This window comes from Mycobacterium sp. (genome assembly GCF_052145595.1).
In the GTDB taxonomy this organism is placed as follows: domain Bacteria; phylum Actinomycetota; class Actinomycetes; order Mycobacteriales; family Mycobacteriaceae; genus Mycobacterium.
In genome coordinates this window covers 1-4030 of the sequence record NZ_JBKQOI010000041.1, presented here as the reverse complement: position 1 = coordinate 4030, position 4030 = coordinate 1, and the positions used below count along the sequence as shown (strand labels likewise).

Annotated in this window: 7 protein-coding genes; 6 read left to right on the top strand and 1 reads right to left on the bottom strand. The window is 63.2% G+C overall.

What is annotated here, in order from left to right:
* Window positions 1-215, bottom strand: a 215-nt coding sequence (locus tag ACLP4W_RS02705) for a hypothetical protein (RefSeq protein WP_442383876.1), incomplete at its 3' end; no start/stop codon positions are given.
* A 458-nt stretch (window positions 216-673) separates the two neighbouring features.
* Between ACLP4W_RS02705 and ACLP4W_RS02700 the strand changes: the two genes are divergently transcribed.
* The 6 genes from ACLP4W_RS02700 to ACLP4W_RS02675 all read left to right on the top strand — a co-directional run bounded on the left by ACLP4W_RS02700 (window position 674) and on the right by ACLP4W_RS02675 (window position 3977).
* Entirely contained in the window at window positions 674-1018 is a 345-nt protein-coding gene (locus ACLP4W_RS02700) for a hypothetical protein (protein ID WP_442383874.1), read from the top strand.
* Between the two features lie 2 nt (window positions 1019-1020).
* The gene (locus ACLP4W_RS02695; RefSeq protein ID WP_442383872.1) at window positions 1021-1335 is read left to right on the top strand and encodes a hypothetical protein; all 315 of its coding nucleotides are present in this window, start codon (window positions 1021-1023) and stop codon (window positions 1333-1335) included.
* Between the two features lie 193 nt (window positions 1336-1528).
* A complete protein-coding gene (locus ACLP4W_RS02690; RefSeq protein ID WP_442383870.1) occupies window positions 1529-2062 on the top strand; it encodes a PE family protein in 534 nt (177 codons plus the stop codon).
* 451 nt (window positions 2063-2513) lie between these two features.
* Window positions 2514-2663: a hypothetical protein gene (locus tag ACLP4W_RS02685; protein ID WP_442383868.1), complete on the top strand. Its 150-nt coding sequence runs from the start codon at window positions 2514-2516 to the stop codon at window positions 2661-2663.
* 463 nt (window positions 2664-3126) lie between these two features.
* Window positions 3127-3456, top strand: coding sequence for a hypothetical protein (locus ACLP4W_RS02680; RefSeq protein ID WP_442383867.1), 330 nt, complete (start codon window positions 3127-3129; stop codon window positions 3454-3456).
* Between the two features lie 185 nt (window positions 3457-3641).
* Entirely contained in the window at window positions 3642-3977 is a 336-nt protein-coding gene (locus tag ACLP4W_RS02675) for an RNA polymerase-binding protein RbpA (RefSeq protein ID WP_442383865.1), read from the top strand.
* Window positions 3978-4030 lie beyond the last annotated feature (53 nt).

The following is a 4030-nucleotide window of genomic DNA, read 5'->3' as shown; positions in this document are numbered from 1 at the left end:
TGGCGGAGCAGCTGGCCGAACTCGATCCAGTCCACGACCAGGGCGATGTCCGGCACGTCCGGCCACCCACCCAGCCGGTCGGCCACATCCGACTCGGGCACCTCGGGTAGGGGGTGGGTGGCTTGAGACATCAGCCCCCACAAGTCGATGTCGGGGTGCTGCTCGGCCCCCACGAACAGGGGCTCCAGCCACGCGGAAACGTCTTCGCTGGTCATCAGCGCACCTCCTCGGAGCTCGGGATGTTGGTTCGTGCCGTGGTAATGGCCGGCCCGGCAGCCACACCCCTCGATTCGTGGCAGCCGGAGGTTTGGCACACCGGCCCGTCGTACACGACGCACACGGGTGGCGTTGTACCCGCGCGGCCCGGTGCCGCCGTTCAGCCAGGCTGGGCTTCGCCAGCCTGGGAAAGACTATTCCGGCCCATTTCACCGGTGTCTGTCCGCCGACCAGCCGGTGCGCGGGATGAATCGCGCGTCCCCCGATTGGGGGAAACTGCGGCAACCGCTACGGGACTGTGGTTGGCGGCTGCGATGACCTTCCCCGGCGTGACGAGCTGCCTAGTCAATCCCTAAACGGAAATACGGCTTTCAAGTAGCCGACTACGCTAGGCCGCCTCGTGACATTGCCACAGCATTGGAAACATCAGGTCCCGCTCTACCGAGGGAGCAATGCTGTGGCAGAGATCAAAGTTGCCCCCATATACCAAAAAAAGCAGGCAACGGCCCAGCAGGCCGAGGCGGTGGTCGACGCGCTGTTGAAGGTATTCGAGCAGCCGCTGTTCGACTGGGAGCGGCCGCGCGTGATGGTGGACACCTGGGAGCACGGGCGCACCGTGGTCGTCTGGGAAAAAGGCCCGCACGGATGGATGTGGGTCTTTCCGTGCGGAGGCATGTTGAGCGGGACCCTCTGGGAAATCCCCGAGGCCGAGCTGCCGAAGGGCGTGTGGGTCGAGCCCAACGACGGCTGCGCGGTCCGCGTCTACCAGGAGGCCGCGCGCGGGATCGCGGAAGCGAGCTAGCCATGAAACCCAACCTTGTACCACCCACCGGGGCGATCTGGGTCGACGAATGGGACACCACCGGGGCAGCCTTCAGGGCATTCGACGGCCCGAAGTGGACAATCAAGCACACCACCGACCACCGGCGACGCGCCGATATCGTGGTATCGGTCATCGGGCTGCAGTACGCGGACGGGCACGTTGACCGCAACGTCGTCATTGACTGTCCCGACACCCCGACCATCACGCCGGCCGAAGCGCGGAAGCTGGGCAGGGCGTTGATCGCCGCAGCGGACGCCGCTGACGGGCGACTTGAGCGCCACACCCGGCCTACTTAGCTTCGGCGAAATGCGTGACATCGAGACCATCGATGCCGCAGGGAACCAGATCGCCCGGGCGGCCCACTCTCGGCGGCGCCCGGCAGAAACCCACTAGTGGAGTAGGTGACCGCTCGCGTCAGACGTGACAAGGTCGCCCGATACTTTTGCCCAGCCCCGCTGATTTCTCTACCGAGCGGGTGGGAGGACAGACATGGCGTATGTGATCGCGGCCCCGGAGATGGTGGCTGCGGCGGCAACGGATTTGGCGGCTATCGGCTCGAACGTCAGCGCGGCGCACGAGGTAGCGGCGGCCCCGACTGTCGCGGTGGTGCCCGCGGCCGCCGATGAGGTGTCGGCGGGTATCGCGCACCTGTTCTCCCAGCACGCTCAGGGCTATCAGGCGCAGGCGGCCCAGGCTGCGGCGTTGCACGAGCAGTTTGTGCAGCACTTGACTGCGGGCGCGGGGTCGTATGCGGCCACGGAGGCCGCCAACGCCTCGTTGCTGCAGCCCTTGAGTGCGAGTGCGGGCTCGATTAGCAGCGCCATCGGCGACCTGATATACAATTTTGCAATTAACGAATTATCTTTGCAACTAAACGCCGTCTCCGCCTTGGCTCAGTTAATCATCCCGTATTCCTTTTTGCTCCCACCTTTTGAACTATTAGCTGGCTTATACTTTCTAGAGGAACTATTTACTTATGTGGCATTAGGCGTTATATTAACCGCTCTGGGTGTTCCTTTTTAATGTAAGTGTTCTAGGTGTTCTCAAACCTGCCTCACAAAGCAAAATGGCCGTTTTCCGGGATGGCGGCACTTTTATCCCAAATAAAAAGCGACAGGGTGCGTTGAGCCACGGCAAGTATTCGTGTCGGTCAGATCGCCCCAGTCCGCGTCTGAATAGTTGATCGGTCGCGCGGACGCCGACGCCTCTGTGCTGGTCCAACGACCCGACATTTACCAGCTGCCTAGGAAATCACTAAAGGGAATTACCCAGTAGCGGTTGCCGCCGCGTCCCCCAATCGGGGGACGCGCGATTCATCCCGCGCACCGGCTGGTCGGCGGACAGACACCGCTGAACCGCGCCGGAATAGTCATTGCCAGGCTGGCGAACACCGGCAGAAGGATCGAAGGCCCGGCGCGCACGGGAGTCTTCAACCGCGTCACCGAGCACCGCGCACATGGAAGGAGAGCCGGGCGTGCGTGACATTGAGATCATCGATGCCGAACTGCGGCTATTGGCCCGCGCGTGGCGTTGTCGCGAGTTGTGTGACCGCACGCCAAGTACCGCGCTGATAGACCAGTTGCTGGACGAGCGAGCAGCGGCCCAATCCCCCCCGTTAGATTAGGCAGAGCAGAGCTAAGCCTTGTAGCTGTAACTCCATATACCCATGCCGGACATGGTTGGGTGCGGCTCGGACCCAACCGGGCGATAGTCCGCGTAGGCCTTAAGATTCAGCGTCTCCTCGATGTGCTTTAAGCCCGCCCAGTACGCAGCCTCTATCGTGGTCCCCTGGGGCAACTCGAGCTTGAAGCTGTGCGTCTCCATAGCGCCAGACGATACGCCGCACCGCCGGGCCAGCCAGGCCAGCCGTTTTTTCGGAAAAAGGGGTTCGGACGTGGCAGCCCAGCTGCCTTGGCTGTCGTACCAGGGAACGACCTGCCAGGCGAGAAAGGGATAAGGAGAGTCGTGGTTTCACCAGCTGCACGCCGACGATCCGCTCACGCTGCGGCAGGCTTTGCAGTTGGGCCGGGCGTTGATCGCGGCCGCCAGCGAGGTCGACAGGTGGACGGCCTGACACAATGACCGCCATGGACACCCCGTTGATGCGCCTCGCGCGCTACATCCGCGACCGCTACGGCGACCCGCTACTATCCGAGCCCGGTGACGATGTCCGCATCTATCGCACCGCATCAATGACGCTGTGCTGTCGCGGTTTCGGCCCCGAAGACCGAACCGACCCGGTGACGGTGCCGATCGAGACCGCCGCCGCCACACTGTCCTCGACACCCTCGGAGATCGTCGACGTCGCCCTGTCCGACAAAATCACAGCCCCAGACAACCCTGGCGTCGTGCTGGTCACTGACGGGTGGCGTTTGCACGTGCAGCGCTCATGGCTGGATGCGGTGGCCGACGAGTAACCACACCACCCCAACCACGAACGGCCCGTCACTTCGGTGGCGGGCCTTTCCACTATCGAGCAGTTTGGCCGTTTCCGTGTTTGTGGGACCAGAGATGGATTCGCGAAGGCGTTAGCTATGGCTAGCATGGCCGAGGCGTAACCTGCACAGAGATGCGGGGATACGTGCGATGAGGAGTGTTGATGATGGCTGATCGCCTCATGAGGGGCAGTCGCCTCGGAGCCGTGAGCTACGAGACCGACCGCACCCACAACCTGGCGCCGCGTCAAATCGCGCGGTACCGCACCGAGAACGGCGAGGAGTTCGACATACCCTTGGCCGACGACGCCGAGATCCCCGGCACCTGGGAGTGCCGCAACGGCATGGAGGGCAGGCTGATCGAGGGTGGTGAGCTGGAACCCAAGAAGGTCAAGGTGCCGCGCACACCCTGGGACATGCTGCGGGAACGCCGTTCGATCGATCAACTCGAGGAACTGCTCAAGGAACGCCTCGAGATCATCAAGTCACGCCGCGGCAGGTAGTTCGAACTGCCACCGGCAGTTGTGAGCGGAACCAGATCGGCCTAGTCGGCGTC